Origin of the sequence: Streptomyces sp. 2-1, assembly GCF_048564895.1 — a bacterium.
Lineage (GTDB): Bacteria > Actinomycetota > Actinomycetes > Streptomycetales > Streptomycetaceae > Streptomyces > Streptomyces phaeochromogenes.
On record NZ_CP183383.1, the window covers coordinates 10,886,456 to 10,901,890 of the forward strand.

Below are 15,435 nucleotides of genomic sequence, written 5' to 3' on the forward strand. Positions count from 1 at the left end.
GGGAGTCTCGATGAAGTGCCGCATTCGGGGGAGGCTGCCGCGCGCGATCGACCGTGCGACGCTCCTGACGCACGCCACGACGCGGAAGGCGACGATCGCCCCCGGGCGCAGGACACCCCGTTGGATGGAGTGGCAGTGCTGGCCGCATTGGTGACGCCGATCGGTACCGCTGTGTTGCGCAGACGGAGTTGGTTCAGCTTCCGGTCGGCCGGGTCGAGCGGGCGTACTCGGTGGGGGTCTGGCCGTAGCGCTTCTTGAAGGCCCGGATGAAGTGGCTGCTGTCGGCGAACTGCCAGTGGGCGGCGAGTTCCGAGACGCTGAGTCGGCCCGATGACGTGGTGAGGGCGAGTCGGGCCTCTTCCAGGCGCCGGTGGCGGATGTAGGAGGTCGCCGACTCTCCCGTCGTGGCGAAGGCCCGTTGCAGGGTGCGTACGGAGACGTTGAGTTCACGCGCCAGCATCGGTGGAGACAGTTCAGGATCGGCGAGTTGGCTGTTCGCGAGGTCCTTCGCGGCCTGGGCGAGCGCGGGGGCCAACCGGGGCTCCACGTCGTCGAACCGATGCAGCGCCACCGCCTTGGCCAGCTCGATCAGGCTGCTGTGCGCGGCTTCCACACCGGCCGGACTCAGGTCGGACATCGTTGCGTGGACCATGCTCGAGTGGGCGGCCAGAAGGCGCACCTCGGCCGAGTCCGCCGACCCGGTCATGATCCGGTTCCCCAGCAGGGGCTTGAGCATTGCGGCGGGCAGGACGAGGACCTGCGCCGTCGTGTGGGGCACCGTCTCGAAGTGTGACGGCCGCCCGACGTGCCGGAGGAGGAACTGCCCGCCCTGAATGCTGTGTTCGGCACCATCATGCGAGCCGCCCAACGTCCACGCTCCGCGCCGCACCACGTACATCCGCACCTGATCCTCGACGCCGCCCGGGGTGCCGGCGGTCCGGATCGCCGACACTCCGTGGACATCGGTGATCGCCACGTCACGCAGCTTGGCGACGCGGCCCTTGACTCGGAAGTCGGCGATCGTGGCCGGGCTGTAGGTCGGCTGTGGGAAGCCGTCGCCGATCCGCGTCTCCCACTCGCGCAGGAAGGCGTCGAACCCCCGCGGTACGGCGCCCGGGACGGTGGAGTCCACGGAAAACGCCCCGAGCGTCCCGTCGCCCTCCACTCCAGTGCTGTTCATCGCAGGCCGGTCCCCTTCGCGGTCGTTGCTCCGACGCTGTCATGTGGCGCATACGTTCTGCGCGGACGCCGCGCCGGTTCAAGTGCGGGCAGTGCCAGCATTCCTAGGCTTCCGAGGAGAGGCAAACGCGGGCCGTTCCGGGCCCGGCGCATACGAAGGGCGAGACACCAGTGAAGCAAGAGAAGTCCAGCCGAGTAGCTGTCATCACGGGTGCCGGCGCCGGCCTCGGGGCCGCGACAGCGCACCGGTTCGCCACCGATGGATACACCGTGGTGCTCGTGGGCCGGACTGAAGCCACTCTGCGGCAGACAGCCCAAGAGGGCCCGGACGGTGCGGACATGTATCCCTGGGTCGGGGACGTCTCGGACCTGGCTGCCATCACCGCGGTCATGAACGGCGTGGCCGATCGGTTCGGACGCCTGGACGTACTGGTCAACAACGCGGGCGTGGCGATTCCGGGCACCGTCGACCAGATCGACATGGACAGCTACCGGACCATGATGAGCACCAACGTCGACGGTGTCTTCTTCGCCTCGCGGGCCGCCCTGCCCCATCTGCGGGCGGTCCGTGGATGCATCGTCAACGTCGGATCCGTGGGCGCCGTGCGCGGCGATTGGTCCCAGGCCGCGTACAACGCGACCAAGGGCGCCCTGGCGAACCTGACCAACGCGATGGCGCTGGACCACGGTCATGAGATCCGGGTCAACGCCGTCCACCCCGGCGTGACGCTCAGCAGCCAGTTCATCCGCGACGCACTCGCCGAGGAAACCGCGCTCCGCAGGCGCTTCGTGGATCGCGTGCCCATGGGCCGGCCGGGCGAACCGGCGGAGGTCGCCGCCGTCGTCGCGTTCCTCGCCGGTCACGACGCCGGGTATCTCAATGGCGTGCACATTCCAGTGGACGGCGGCCTGACCGCGTCGAACGGCCAGACCGACCTGTACAGGATCGACAACTGACCCGCCGACAGCGAGGATCCGTTCGCACCAGTGGCCGACCTTGCGTGGATGGCTTTGTAGGTGGGCGCGTTGTGGTGGGTCTGGTGTCTGTCAGCCTGTCGTACCGTCCTGGCCCAGGAGGTTCCAGGTCGTCTCGAACCAGTCCTGCATGCTCGTGAAGAACATCGAGTCGTGTGACTGCTCGTCCTCTACTCGACGGTGGTACGAGAGGGTCGAGCCCAGGCCGATTACGTCCAGCGCCTCGATGCCGGTGCCGTCGCCGACGGTGACCGTGCGCTCGACCACGTCGTAAGTTCCGTACAGAATCTCGGAGTTGTTGAGGACGTACAGCTTGTAGTGCGGGGTCAGTGGCACTCGGCGGATTTCCAGCCGGGCGTCCACGCCTGCGTGACGCAGTGCCTGGACGCACTTCTGCATGTCCTTGAGGTGCGTGCGGGTCATCGTCCGCCAGCGTTGCCAGACCCGGTGATCGTCCGTGGCCTTGGCGCGTGGGTAGGCGAGCGGCTCGTCCTCCCAGGGAAGGAGCACGCGGACGAGTAGGCGCTCCGGTGAGATCTCCTCGGCCAAGGCGCGCTCCGTCTGGTGCCTGAGATGGCGGGCCAGAGTTTCGGAGGTGAGCGTGAAGACGTCCAGGGACACTGCGGGTTTCTGGAACGCCGCGTCCATCAGCGGAAGGAGCAGCACGCGCCCGCGCCGCTCGGTACCCGGCCTGGCCGGGTCCGCAGAGGGGAGCCTCACCACCCGACTGCCGCTGCCCTGCCTCGACTCGATCCAGCCCTCGGCGGCCAGTTGCCGCAGGACCCGTTGGACCGTGTCGCGGGAGACTCCGTAATCGGAGGCCAGGTACCGCTGCGGGGGCAGCAATTCGCCCGGCCGGAACGTTCCGTTCGCCAACTGCTCGCGCAGGGCGTTGTCCACCCGACGGAACTCTGGGCCCCTATCGTCCGCGCTTTCTGACGACACCACATACCGAAGCTACCGCCTCGGCCCACCTCGGGGGAGATCGAGTACCTGGACCTGGTCGGTCCGGCGTGGCCGGTGGTGTACTGCAATACATGCCGTCCATGGACGAAGAACGGGAAGTGCTGAAGACGGGGGTCTTCCTCGCGGTGTTCTCGTCCGCGCTGCTCGTGGCGGTCGGGCTCTTCTGGGGATTTCCATGGCAGGTGTCGCTGCTGCTTGTTGTTGTCTCGTTCGCGATTGCCGGCCTGATCTCCGGCATGACGCTGGCCGGTGTGCGAAGCGCCGCACGTCGGAAGGCGTTGACTCACGGAGCTCTGGTCATGTGGGCAAGCCACAACGAGGGGCGCTTCGGCACCACCGTGGCGGAGTTCACCGGCGACGCGCCCAGCTAAGAGGCATCGATGTAAGCGAGATGAGTGCCGCAGACGGTGCAGCGGAAGAGCATGGCGGATGCCCCCTCGCCCAGGTGTGTCAGGAAGTGTTCAAGCTTGGCTGCGTCGTGCCAGCCGCCCATACGCAGGTCGAGCCGGAGGCGGTCGAGAGCATCGGGGTGTGCCGCCAGTTCGGTGTAGCCGACCTCGCCGAGGAAGGCGGACGCGTCGCCGCAGTGGACGAGCCAGTGCGGATCCTGCCAGGCGTGGAAGCCGGGCGTGCGGTGGGCCACCTCCTCCAAGGTCTCGTCGCTGACGGCGCCGAGCCCGTAGGCGTCGATGAAGTCACCTTCGAACCGTTGGGCGGCGCTGCCGTCGGCGATGCACCAGGGGCAGAAGCTCCCGTCGACCTCTTGGGCGGTGTAGAAGGTCGCGGTGTAGATCCACCCGGTGCTGCGGTGGCAGCACGCGCACTTCTCGGTGCTCGCGCGGATGGATCCGCTGGCGAGCGGGTCCGGGTGGTAGCGGAAGACGGGCAGGCCGGCGCTCACCACTGCTGCCCGATCTGCGCGCCGACGCCCATGCCTGTCAGTGCCATGGGCGGCAGTCTGTCCTCAAGGAGATCCGTGATCAAGTGCGATGCCTCGCCGTGCCCTACGCGGTGTCAGGACCGTCGAGGAACGCAAGCAGCACTGCGGCCTCCGCGCGGAGCCGTGCGGCTCGGTCGGCGTGCGCGGGTGCGGTCAACTGCTCCGCGGCCTCCAGCCGTTCGGCGGCCTCGGCGCGCACGACGTCCACCACACCGCGCTCGCTCAGTTCACACCGCGCCGCTTCGGTGGCGCCCGCACCGACCGGCGACTGCTCAAGGGCCATGCCGCGCAGCTGGGACTCGTCCACGGGCGCCGCCTCGGCGTTGTCCAGCGCGGCGAGTGTTGACCGCAGGGCGCTCACCGCGGCCTTGTCACGGGCACGCATCGCTTCCGGCAGTGCTTGACGCATTCGAAGACGTACAGACATGCCGGTGACCTTATGGCGGGCGCCCCTGGAGCCACAACGCGATATACGACGGCCGGCACCGGACGTGCCGCCGAGCCTGGGCGCCCCGGCTTGCCGAGTCAGCCCAGAGTCGGCCCTGGATGAGCCCCGGATCAGCCTCGTGCCACCGCGATGGCTCCCGAGAGCCTCTCTCCCGCCTCGTAGATCATGTACGGGACGCCGCCGTCGGTACCGAAGGACGGTGCCGCGGCGCGCCCGTTCTCCGGAGCGGTGCCGCGAGAGTTGTAGAAGACGCCGAGATGGGTGCGCTTGCTGAAGTCGTTGCCGACCTCGGTGATCATGATGTCGCCGCCGCTCTCCTTGTCCTTGTTGTAGACGACGTACGTGCTGTTGTTGCGGTAGAGAAGGTGCGGGCCGCCGACGTTGACGGCGCCGACGTCGCCATGCCGGATCAGCGGCTGCTGGTCGTAGCTCCAGGTGCGCCCGTCGGCGGACCAACCCCAGTGGATGTCACGGTGGTTGGTGGTGTTGTTGAGCATGAAGACCATCACGTAGCGGGCACCGCGCGAGGGCAGGTCGTGGCGGAAGACCCGGGCGTACGACGTCTCGTTGGTGCCTGCCGGGAGCATGGACGCCGACAGCACGACCTTGTCGTACGTGAAATGGATCCCGTCGGCCGAGCGGGCGAGACGGGTCGTGGTGTTCTCTCCGTGGAAGTACAGCCAGAACTCCTTGGCGTCCGCGTTCCACAGCACATGGGGGGACGAGACATGGCTGACGGAGTAGTGCGGGGACCACTTGTTGGAGACGATCGGGTTCGACGGGTACTCAGTGAACGGCCCTTCCAGCGAGTCGCCGTAGGCCAGGCAGATGCCACCGGGCGCGTCGTGCGGCGCGTAGTACAGGTAGTAGCGGCCGAGCGGGGAGCTCAGCTTGTCGTAGACGCCTCTGATGCAGGGGAAGATGATCTCGCCGGTGGGGTTGTACTTCAGCTGAGACGGCGTCAGAAGCGTACGTACGTATGTGTAGTCGGGGAATCCGCCGGGTGCTGCGGCCGAGGGCTGCGCGCCCACGGTCGTCCCGACGGCGAGGGCGGCTCCCGTGGCCGCGGTGGCGCGCAGGAAGAGACGTCGGTCGAGGTGTTGCTCCTGCATGGTGGCTCCAATGACAGAAGGGTGGCAGAAGGTGTGTGGCTCGGCGGGCCCGGACGGTGCCAGGGCTCAGAGATAGGTGGCCGCGGTCACGCACAGGCCGCCGAGGGCGACCGCCCAGACGTACGGCAGGGTGCGCACCATGACCTGCTGGGGAGAGACGCCCGCGTACTGGGCGCTCCACACGGTCTGTGTGCTGGTGGGGTCGGCGACGCCGAAGACCTGGTTGTACGAGGTGGCCATGCCGAGGACGGCGACCGCGGGGTAGATGCCGGCGGCGATGAGGACGCCGGCGATGCCCGCGCCGAGCCCGAACACGTTGAGGGGGCCGCGGTAGAGACACAGCGGGACGAGGAGCGTGAAGACGAGCACGAACACCACGGGGTTGTGCGGACTGACGGCCTTGACGAGCGGTTCGAGCGCGTCCACGGCACCGGGCAGCTTCACGGCCGCGAGCAGGATGCCGATGGCGATGAACAGGACGAGCGGCGGGGCGGCCACCTCGAAGCCGCCGTAAAGGGTGCGCAGTAGCCGCTTGTTCATCCCGCCGGGCCGCGTCGTGGTGACCAGCGCGTACAGGACGCCCGCCAACAGGGAAGGGATGATGGCGAGTTCGAAGCCCAGGGCCAGAACGAGCGGGACGGCGGGGGCGAGCAGCGCGTACCAGGGCGCGTCGCCCAGTTCCTCGCGTCGTGAACGAGGCTTCGCGCCGGAGGAGTCGGAGGAACCGGGGGAGTCGACGGACTTGAGTGACCAGGCGTGCTCGGTGCCCCGCCGTCGCGTCTCGACGAGGACGAACGCGAGAGCGGCGGCCAGGGCGAACGGGAAGAGCTTCACCATGAAGCCGCGCACGGTCGGGATCGGCAGCTCCAGCGCGGTGGAGAAGAACTGCCACAGCGGCAGCTCGAAGGGGATACCCACGGCGATGCCCATCAGCACCGTGCCCGCGGCGGTCACCTTGGGCACGCCGACGGCGATCATGGCGGGGATGCCGATGATGCCGGCGAGCATGGCGGCGGGCGCCGAGCCGGTCACCGTACCGACGAGTGCGGAGACGGCCAGGACGCCGAGGGCCACCACGGTCGGGCGGTCACCGCCGAACTCGACGATCTTGCGGACGAGCGTGCCCGCGATGCCCGTTTCATCGAGGAGCTTGCCCAGCCAGGACCCGAGAATGATCGCGATCATGGTGGCGGCCAGGGCCGGCGCGCCTTCCTGGAGGACGGTGTCCAGCACGCTGTTCTTGCCGGTGAACGGTGCCCCGGCGAGAAAGGCGATGGCGACGGCGAGCAGGACCAGCGCGAAGGCGGTAGGTAGTTTGCGGGTGAGCATCAGGGCGACGCCGGCCGCCATGACGAGAAGGATGACGACACCCATGGGTCACTTCTCTCTTCCGGGCCGGGTGAGTTCCGCGCGAAGCGCGGCGGTGAGGAGCAGGGGGCTGCGGCCGAGTCCGCAGACGGTTCGGGCGTAGGCGTGCGCGGCGACCTCTTCGGCACCGGCGACATGACCGGCCACGCGGTGGCGTCCGAGGCGCAGCACGGTGTGGTCGAGCGCCTGCTTGAGTGCGGCCTTCGCCGGGCCGTGGTGGAGGTGAGCGTGCACCGCCTCGTGGGCCAGCGCGGCGGCGCGCACCGAGCCCGGCGGGTACCAGGCCCGCCAGCCACGCGCCTCGACCAACTCCTCGGCGAGAGCGAGCGTGTCGGTGTAGAGCTCGACGGTCGGGGGCCGTGACGTGTAGCGGGCGAGCAGCATCCGCTCCAGGCCGTCGTCCCGCTCGACCACACGTGCCGTGGACGGGACGGGGGCGAGCCTGGACCCGAACTCATCGGCTCTACGGGCCCATTGGCGCAGCAGCTCGCGGTCCCGGCCCTCGTGGGTGGGCGTGGCGGCCAGCAGCCGTACGCCCCATTCGACGTCGTCGACGGACGCGAGATCCCTCAACTCCCGGGCACTGGAAGCAAGTTCGATGGCCGTCATGACCGCACCTCCAGGACCGCGACCACCGGCTCGTCGGCCGCTCGGGACCGCAACTCGCTGCGGGCCAGCGCCAGTAGAGGCTGGGGATCGAGGACGCCGGACAGGTCGGCGATACGGGCGCCGAGCAGCAGCCGCAGGGCGGGAGCGCGTACTCCGCCGTCGCCGTACGAGGTGGACTCGCCCACCAGCCGGGCCAGCACCTCCGGGGCGCCGGCCACGGTGGTGGTCTCCACCCGGGCGTCGGCGGCGTGGTGGCGTACGACGCCGTCCACGTCGACGATCCGTATGGGGCGGCGGGTCGGCCGCAGGCGCCGGTGCGTCTCGGTGCCGTAGACGGTGTGGGCGGAGGTTCCCGCGAGGACGTGGACCGCCGCGGGGTCGGTCTTGAGGCTGGCCGCCGCGGCGCGGAGGCGCTCGGTGTCGTCGGCGCGGTGGGACCGGTCCTGGGTGCGCAGTTCAGTGGCGCCGGTCGCGACCGCGCGCACGGTGTTGGTCTGCGGGTCGACGGTGACCTCGACCTCGACGCCTTCAGCGGCGGCGCCCTGGGCGACGACCGCCCGCTCCGCCTCGGCCCGGACGGCGAGGATCTGCTCCTGCGTGGCGCCGGGCACGATCCGCTCGACCTGTTCCCGTACGAGTGCGAGGGCTACGCCGATGGGGCTGATGACCTCGTTGTGGCGGGCGATCCGGCCTTCCATGCCGCTGGTGTCGGCGAGGTGCGGCGTGACGGACGCGGCGCCGCCGCCTCCTCCGACGAGGATCGCCGTGTCCTTGTCCAGGCGGTAGTCGCGGATCATGGCGTCCACCACCGTCTTCACCTGGGAGGTGCCCGCGTCGAGGATCCGCGTGGCCGCGGTCGAGACGTCGGTGCCGAGATGTGCGGCCAGCGGCGCGATCGCGGCACGCGCGCTCTCGGGGTCGCAGCGGGCGAAGTCGCCCTCGGGGACGCGGCCGAGGGCATTGGCGGCACAGGTCATGGTGATGGCGAACCGACCGCCCGCCGCGTCGATCACGGCGTAGTCGGCGGGGTCGCCGTCCATGGGCCGGACAGTGTCCACCTGCGCATCGCGCAGCTGCTCCGGCGAGGCGAAGCAGGCGTACGGCAGCCCCGCGATGTGCGCGCTGCGCGGTCCCACACCCGTCACCCGGCCGCCGCTGATCCGCACCATGGAGCCACCCCCGACGCCGACCGTCCGCACGTCGAGGGCGCTCAGGTACGAGGTCTTGCCGAGGATGGTGGCGTGCCGGACGGCGACCTTGCCGCGGCGCACGACGCTGATGTCGGTCGACGTGCCCCCGGTCTCCAGGAACACGCCTTCGCTGACCCGTTCCTGCATCAGAGCGCCCGCGACTCCGGCAGCCGGTCCCGACAGGACCGTCAGGAGCGGTCGGCGGCGCATCTCGTCGAGCGCCATCACGCCGCCGTCGCAGCGCATCACCATCAGCGGCGCGGTCACGCCCGCCTTGGTGATGGAGGCGTCGACGAGATCGGCGGTGGCCAGCATGCGGGGCAGGATCGCCGCGTTGACGACGGCGGTGCGAGTGCGCTTGTGCAGCCCGTACAGCGAGGTGATCTCGTGCGCGGCGGTCATCGGCAGTCCGTACGGCCGTGCCGTGTCCAGGACGGCCTGCTCGCCCTCGGGGCGGTCGACGCTGAACGGCTGGCTGGCGACGAGGACTTGAGCGCCTTCGCCCTTCAGTCCTTCGACCGCGCGGCGGACGTCTGCCGTGTCCTGAGGGTCGGTGACATGGGTGTAGGCCAGCGGAAGCCTTTTGCCGGGGGTGAGTTCGAGCTTTGCGAACGACGCGAGGCGGCGAGTGAGGACCGCTGCGGGGCCGGTCCCGATGCCGATCAGTCCGACGGTCGCCACGTCACCCTCCAGGAGGGCGTTGGTGGCCTGGGTCGTGCCGTGCGCCAGGAAGGCGACGTCGGCAGGGGCGCAGCCCGTCTGTTCCAGGAGCCGGTCGAGCGCCTCGACGATGCCGTGCGCGACGCCGTCCTCGTGGTGGTGGCTGGTGGGGACCTTGACCTGCCCCAGAAGTTCGAGAGTCGTGGCGTCCACAGCTACGGCGTCGGTGAAGGTTCCGCCCACGTCGATGCCGACGCGGATGCGGGGTGTGTTCATATCCGTGCACCTCCTTGTGCTGGATCGGTTCGCGCGGGCGGTCGCCGGGCGGCGGCGGGTGGAGCCGCGGCCCGAACTCCCGTCCACGCGGGGGTTGTTCAGTAGCCGCGTACGTCCGGCCAGTGGCGTTGCACTCCGTCGCGGTCGAGCAACCGCGCGAACTCCTCGAACCGCTTGTCCTCGGCCTGCACCTGGTGCGGCTCGACGTCCTCGGCCACGCAGTGCGCGGCCAGGGCACCGGCGACCTCGCCGACGTTCCACTCCACCGGATGGAGCCGGTAGCAGCCGTTGGTGATGTGCGTGGTGCCGATGTTCTTGCCGGCGGGCAGCAGGTTGCGCACCCGGCGGGGCACGAGCGCGCCGAGCGGGATCTCGAACGGCACGGACCCGATGTCGATGTAGTCGTCGCCGCCGGTCGAGGGATGCAGGTCGATGCGGTAGCTGCCGACGCCCACCGAGTCGCGGTGGGGCGTTCCGCCGCGCGGGCCGACGAGGTCGATCGCCACGTCGTGCTCGGTGACCGTGGTGACCGCCTTGATACGGCGGGACTCACGGACGTACGCCGCCTTGGCCAGGCCGTCCGCCGTACCGGTCACATCCGGGCGGATCCGCAGACCCGGAAAGCCGGTCCCGCCGTCCGCCCGAGGCGCCTCCGTCTGCAGCCAGTACAGCAGCGACAACGACAACTGCCGTGCCTCGCGCAGCGCTTCGGCCTCCTGGCCGATGTATGGCCTGAGCCAGTAGTCGTTGAGTGGCCAGTTGACGAGCGTGATGTCGGAGTCGAAGGCCCCCGGCGAGTGCAGCTTGCGTGCGAGGATGCGGCGGAAGCCCCACAGTTCCTTGTCGCCGGCGTCGGCGCTCTGGTCGGCCGAGACGCCGAGCGGATCGAGATCCGGATTCGGTACGAAGGTCCGCGGCACCGGCTCCAGCGTGCGCGGGTCCGGCGCCTCGAAACCGAGCAACGGGCCCGGCCAGAACGAGGGTTGGTAGGTGCGCCAGAAGCCGTAGTCCTGCGGCCGGTCGATCGTGTGGTCCTCGCCCTCGTGGTGGGAGAGCGCGAAACAGACCGTGATGCCCTGCTGGTTGAGAGGCTGAGCCTCGTCCGGGGCGTGCGGCTCGTCGAACTCGGCGCGTGCCTCGGCCCCGTTCGCGTGCTCGACGCCCGCGAGGTGGAGGAGTTCGCCCGTCTCGGTGGCGTCCAGGACGTACCGCGCGCTGAGGGTGCGGCGCGTCCCGTCGCGCAGGTCCTCCAGAGTCACCGACCGTACGACATCGTTGTCGGACTCGGCAGAGATCGGCCGGTGTTCGGTGAGTACGGTCAGTCGTCCCGCCGTCCGGTGGGGCGCGAGCATGCCCTCCAGGACGGCGAGGGCGACCCTTGGCTCGTGGCAGAGCTTGCTGACGCGGCCCGCCCCCGGGTTGAGGTCGGTGAGCGCCAGGGCCTCGGCCCGCAGGGGGTACCAGTGGCGGTAGTACCTCCGGATCTCCTCGCGCAGCCGCCGGTACGAGGCGGTCGTGCCGAACTGCTCGACCCACGGGTGCTCGTCGGGCGGTACGGCCTGGCTGGTGAGCTGGCCGCCGATCCAGTCCGTCTCCTCGGTGAGCACGACGCTGCGTCCTGCCCGGCAGGCGGCGAGTGCGGCCGCAACGCCACCAAGACCGCCGCCCACGACGAGGATGTCGGCTTCGGGTATCACGCTTCTCCTAGCTGCTGGTTCGGGTTCATCGGGGGTCTGGGGAGACCGTGCTCAGGAACGGGCACGCGGCGGTGTGGCCGTCAGGCCCGGGCGGAAGACACAGCTGACGAGCGGTTCTCGCGCCTCCTGGCCCGCGACGAGCGCGGCCAGGAGACGTACGGCGGCGGCGCCCAACTGCGGCCGGGGGATGTCGAATCCGGTGGGCTCGGGCTCACCCGCCAGGTCGGCGGGCGGGCTGCCGAGCAGGGCGAGAGACACATCGGTGGGGCAGTCGAGGCCCGCCTCGCGCACGGCGGAGAGCAGGCTTCGCCAGGCCGCCCCGGTATCGGTCTCCTCGGCGATGAAGGCCGTCACTCCTTCGTCGACCCAGGCGCGCAGCCGTTCGGGAGTGAGGTCCCGCTGCGGATCCGCGGACCGGAAGACGGTCGTGGGCCCGGAGGGCAGGCCTGCCGCTTCCAGCCCTTCCAGGAAGCCGCGTTGACGGTCCGCCGAGGCGGGCGCGTCGTCGTCCTCGCGGACGAGAACGATCCGCCGATGCCCCAACTCGGCAAGATGGCCCACGACTTCACGCGTGGCCTCGACATAGTCGGCACCCACCCATGCCACGCCCTCCAACTCCTCGCGGCGGCCCAGGTGCACGACAGGGAAGCCGTCCTCGACCAGCCGCTTCAGCTCCGCCCGGGGTGTGTGCCGACCGATGAAGAGACAGCCGTCGGCGAGCCGGACCCGGCTCAGGGCGTCGGGACCGGCGGCCCCCGCGCCGCCGGTGCTCGACCCGGTGAACAGCACCAGGTCGTAGCCGAGCGCCGCAGCCTCGCGCTCCACGCCGACCAGGAAGGGGTAGTACGAGTGCTGCACATCGGTCGGGAACGTGGCGGTGAAGCTGAAGACCCCGAGCAGGTTGTTGCGGGCGGCGGCCAGCCGCCGGGCGGCCGGATCGGGCACGTAACCGAGGCTGCGGGCCGCCTCCAGGACCCGCTGCCGGGTCTCCTCGGAGATGATGCGCCCCTTGCCGTCGGGCTTCGGGGACAGCACCAGGGACACGGTCGCCTGCGACACCCCCGCGAGCCGAGCCACCTCGGCCTGCCGGGGCCGTGACGTACGACCGGCCGGAGCGGGCGTACGTCCGGGCCGCTTCCTGGGTTCCACAGTGCTTCTCTCCTCCGGGCAGGGCCTGGCGCTGTTGGCGACGGCATCGCGTTAATGCGTATTACCTAATGCGTATTGACGAGAGATTGCACCTCCCTGCCCGGTGGGTCAAGAGGTGGGACAGAAGTGCCGCGGAAGAGAGTGACGACGGTCAGGCCGTCCCGCAGCGCCAGGGTGACGCGGCGGGTGGCCCTTGCCTGCGTGCTTCTCGTCCCGTCGGCTCGCGGCGGGGTTTCGGGCCATGGCTCAAGGCGAGGCGCACGAGTGACAGTTCGGGGCAGGGCGCGCGTCGATGCGCAGTACGGTCTGCTGACCAGCATCGCCAGTGAGGCGAGGGTGTCGCTCAGCACCGTGTCCAAGGTGGTGCACCGGCGTCATGACGTCGGTGCGGCGAAACGTGCCGGGTCGAGGAACTGGAACGGGGCGCCGGTACTCCCCAGGGCGACGAGCACGGCTCCGGTCAGACGACTCATCCCATGCCGGAACCGAGGCGTGTCGATCGCCGTGCGCGCGGTGGCGTCGCACCCCAACGAGCCGCGTGCTCACGATCACCCGCTGGGTGACAAGCGTGAAGCTCGTGCCGGGAATCAATGTGAGGGGTGTGACTGCGGCTACGAAGCCGAGTATTTGTTGCCACTGCACACGACAAGCCTAGACAGCGGGCATGCTCGAAGCTGCCGGTTCCCGCGGTCCGTTCTTGGAAGGTGCCCTTCGCCTTGACCGAACGGCGAGGTCGGCGCCGTCGTTTCGCATGGGGGAGAGTCGAGTCGGTCATGAGGTTGCGAACACATGGATCGCGGCGGATCGCTTGGGCAGCAGTGCCGATGCTGTCGCTCCTGGCGTTGACCGGGTGCACCGACGCGGCGTCGTCGAAGTCGACGGCTACGGGGGCGGCCACGGCGGCGGCCGTCGATTGCGACCGGATCGCGGGCAACGGCCGGACGTTCTATGAGAGCAATCCGACGTACACGGATCCCCAGGACGACGGTGGGGACTGGTCGTCGACCGCGCCGGAGACCCAGGGGATGGATTCCACCAAGTTGCGCACGGGGCTGACCAAGCTCGGGAACAACCCTTCTCTGCTCAGCGCCCTCGTCATCCGACACGACCGTCTCGTGGCCGAGCGGTATTACGACGGTGGTGGCGCGCAGCGGAGCAACAACGTTCATTCGGTGTCGAAGAGTGTTCTGCAGGCGTTGGTCCACATCGCCGTCGAGAAGGGCGACTTCCGGAGCCTGGACGATCCGGTGGCCGACTATCTGCCGGAGTACTTCAGCGATGCGTCGCCGGACAAGAAAACGATCACCATCCGGCACATGTTGACCATGAGGTCAGGTCTCGACTGGACGGAGGATTCAACAGAGAGTCGGGTCGAGAAGACGTCGAACTGGGTCCGGTCGATTCTCGGCCGTGAGCTCGTCTCCGCTCCTGGCACGACCTACAACTACAGCAGCGGCAATACGCACGTCGTCTCGGCCGTGCTGCAGAAGGCGACCGGCATGAGCACCTGTCAGTTCGCTCACCAGTACCTGTTCGGCCCGATGGGCATCACGGCCGAGCATTGGGGCCGCGACCCGCAAGGCGTCTTCTCCGGCGGGTACAACGTCTACCTGACACCACGGGAAATGGCCAAGTTCGGCTTGCTCTACCTGCACGACGGCAAGTGGGGTGGCCGACAACTCGTGCCACGTGCTGCTGTGCGTGCGGCGCAAGCCCGGACCGCCGAGGTCGACGACGTATTCGCCTATTCCGAGGGTTGGTGGACGCAGACCATTTCCGAACGCTCGACGTACTTTGCCTGGGGATTCGGCGGGCAGTTCGTCTACGTAATCCCCAGCGCGGACGTTGTGCTCGTGACCAGTGAGGACACGAGCGACAACAGCATCAACAAGGAGATCAACCCAAGGGAGTTCATTCGCGACTATCTATTGCCCGCCATAACCGGACCCGGGGCCTGATTTCGGTGCGGCAGGCTTCGCCAGACGGTGCAGCGAGTCGGAGAGCTGCTCAGGGTTCCGTCCTGGCCACATACACGGTGTTGGTCGAGGTGCCGCCCTGGAGGGGATTGTCGAAGTCGACGACATGGGCGGCTGATTGCGGGAAGACCTTTGCGAGTACGGAGGTGAACTGTTCGTCCGGCGGGTCGTTCGACCACAGGGCGAAGACCCCGCCCGGGTGGAGGTGTTCGGCGAGAGCGCGGAGCCCGGCAGGCTGGTAGAGCGCCGCGTGGCGCGGGTGGAGCACATGGCGCGGCGAGTGGTCGACATCCAGCAGGACGGCGTGGAAGCGGCGGCCCGGTTCCTCCGGGTCCAGCCCGCGCGAATCGGCCGCCATCGCGAAGAAGTCGCCTTGAACCAGGCGGCAGCGGGGGTCCGAAGACAGCCGGGCCCCGAGCGGGACCAGGCCCCGCCGATGCCAGTCGATGACTTCGGCGAGTGTGTCGATCACGGTCAGCGAGCGCACGCGGGGGTCGTCCAGTGCGGCCACGGCGGTGTACCCGAGTCCGAGTCCGCCGACGACTACGTCCAGTTCGGCCTCCGGCTCGGCGTCCGGGTCGACGTCCGGCAGTTCCGCCAGTCCGAGTTCCGTAAGCGCGATCTCGCCGGCTGTGAAGAGGCTGGACATCAGGAACTCGTCGCCGAGCTTCACCTCGTACACATCGATGCCCGATACCGGGTCGCGTCGGCGCCGCAGACTGATGTCGCCCATCGCCGTCGGGCGCCAGTCGATCTCCTCGAAACGCGCGCTCATCCGTCTGCCTTTCTGAGGCACCGTCGGTGCCGGAAGTCAATGCCTGGAACGCTGCTCTGTGCAGGTGTGGACGCAGGTGCGAACCCGTCCCTGCCCTGCCGACGGGGGGAGGCAG

At 69.3% G+C, this 15,435-nt stretch carries 14 protein-coding genes; 3 read left to right on the forward strand and 11 right to left on the reverse strand.

Translation table 11 applies throughout. The annotated features are described in order from the left end of the window. Positions 1 to 193: 193 nt before the first annotated feature. Positions 194 to 1,180, reverse strand: coding sequence for a helix-turn-helix domain-containing protein (locus tag ACN20J_RS47590; protein WP_419668538.1), 987 nt, complete (start codon positions 1,178 to 1,180; stop codon positions 194 to 196). 170 nt (positions 1,181 to 1,350) lie between these two features. Between ACN20J_RS47590 and ACN20J_RS47595 the strand changes: the two genes are divergently transcribed. Continuing rightward, entirely contained in the window at positions 1,351 to 2,136 is a 786-nt protein-coding gene (locus ACN20J_RS47595; protein WP_190231441.1) for an SDR family NAD(P)-dependent oxidoreductase, read from the forward strand. A gap of 90 nt (positions 2,137 to 2,226) precedes the next feature. Here the strand turns inward: ACN20J_RS47595 and ACN20J_RS47600 are convergent, their stop codons facing one another. Beyond that, positions 2,227 to 3,054 (reverse strand): GntR family transcriptional regulator, encoded by an 828-nt coding sequence (locus ACN20J_RS47600; protein ID WP_419668539.1) that lies wholly within the window; start codon positions 3,052 to 3,054, stop codon positions 2,227 to 2,229. Between the two features lie 137 nt (positions 3,055 to 3,191). On the opposite strand from ACN20J_RS47600, the gene ACN20J_RS47605 reads away from it, so the two are divergent. Then, positions 3,192 to 3,491, forward strand: coding sequence for a hypothetical protein (locus ACN20J_RS47605; protein ID WP_361911203.1), 300 nt, complete (start codon positions 3,192 to 3,194; stop codon positions 3,489 to 3,491). On the opposite strand, the gene ACN20J_RS47610 is transcribed toward ACN20J_RS47605, so the two are convergent. The 8 genes from ACN20J_RS47610 to ACN20J_RS47645 form a co-directional block, all read right to left on the reverse strand. After that, on the reverse strand, positions 3,488 to 4,021 hold the full coding sequence (locus ACN20J_RS47610; protein ID WP_419668540.1) for a CbrC family protein: 534 nt from the start codon (positions 4,019 to 4,021) through the stop codon (positions 3,488 to 3,490). The genes ACN20J_RS47605 and ACN20J_RS47610 overlap by 4 nt on opposite strands. A gap of 103 nt (positions 4,022 to 4,124) precedes the next feature. Further along, entirely contained in the window at positions 4,125 to 4,445 is a 321-nt protein-coding gene (locus ACN20J_RS47615; RefSeq protein WP_189842583.1) for a hypothetical protein, read from the reverse strand. Positions 4,446 to 4,618: 173 nt separating this feature from the next. After that, positions 4,619 to 5,620 carry a hypothetical protein gene (locus tag ACN20J_RS47620; protein ID WP_189842466.1) on the reverse strand — a complete coding sequence of 334 codons (1,002 nt, stop codon included), beginning with the start codon at positions 5,618 to 5,620 and terminating at the stop codon, positions 4,619 to 4,621. 66 nt (positions 5,621 to 5,686) lie between these two features. Then, positions 5,687 to 6,994: a TRAP transporter large permease subunit gene (locus tag ACN20J_RS47625; RefSeq protein ID WP_189842465.1), complete on the reverse strand. Its 1,308-nt coding sequence runs from the start codon at positions 6,992 to 6,994 to the stop codon at positions 5,687 to 5,689. 3 nt (positions 6,995 to 6,997) lie between these two features. Next, positions 6,998 to 7,597 (reverse strand): hypothetical protein, encoded by a 600-nt coding sequence (locus ACN20J_RS47630; protein ID WP_364180945.1) that lies wholly within the window; start codon positions 7,595 to 7,597, stop codon positions 6,998 to 7,000. Then, on the reverse strand, positions 7,594 to 9,723 hold the full coding sequence (locus ACN20J_RS47635; protein ID WP_419668541.1) for a hydantoinase/oxoprolinase family protein: 2,130 nt from the start codon (positions 9,721 to 9,723) through the stop codon (positions 7,594 to 7,596). The genes ACN20J_RS47630 and ACN20J_RS47635 overlap by 4 nt, the downstream gene beginning before the upstream one ends. Positions 9,724 to 9,821: 98 nt before the next feature. Further along, on the reverse strand, positions 9,822 to 11,420 hold the full coding sequence (locus tag ACN20J_RS47640) for an FAD-dependent oxidoreductase (RefSeq protein WP_419668542.1): 1,599 nt from the start codon (positions 11,418 to 11,420) through the stop codon (positions 9,822 to 9,824). 51 nt (positions 11,421 to 11,471) lie between these two features. Beyond that, on the reverse strand, positions 11,472 to 12,569 hold the full coding sequence (locus ACN20J_RS47645) for a LacI family DNA-binding transcriptional regulator (RefSeq protein ID WP_419668543.1): 1,098 nt from the start codon (positions 12,567 to 12,569) through the stop codon (positions 11,472 to 11,474). Between the two features lie 824 nt (positions 12,570 to 13,393). Here ACN20J_RS47645 and ACN20J_RS47650 point away from each other — a divergent pair. Beyond that, entirely contained in the window at positions 13,394 to 14,527 is a 1,134-nt protein-coding gene (locus ACN20J_RS47650) for a serine hydrolase domain-containing protein (RefSeq protein ID WP_419668545.1), read from the forward strand. 49 nt (positions 14,528 to 14,576) lie between these two features. Here the strand turns inward: ACN20J_RS47650 and ACN20J_RS47655 are convergent, their stop codons facing one another. After that, positions 14,577 to 15,320 carry a spermidine synthase gene (locus tag ACN20J_RS47655; RefSeq protein ID WP_419668546.1) on the reverse strand — a complete coding sequence of 248 codons (744 nt, stop codon included), beginning with the start codon at positions 15,318 to 15,320 and terminating at the stop codon, positions 14,577 to 14,579. Positions 15,321 to 15,435 lie beyond the last annotated feature (115 nt).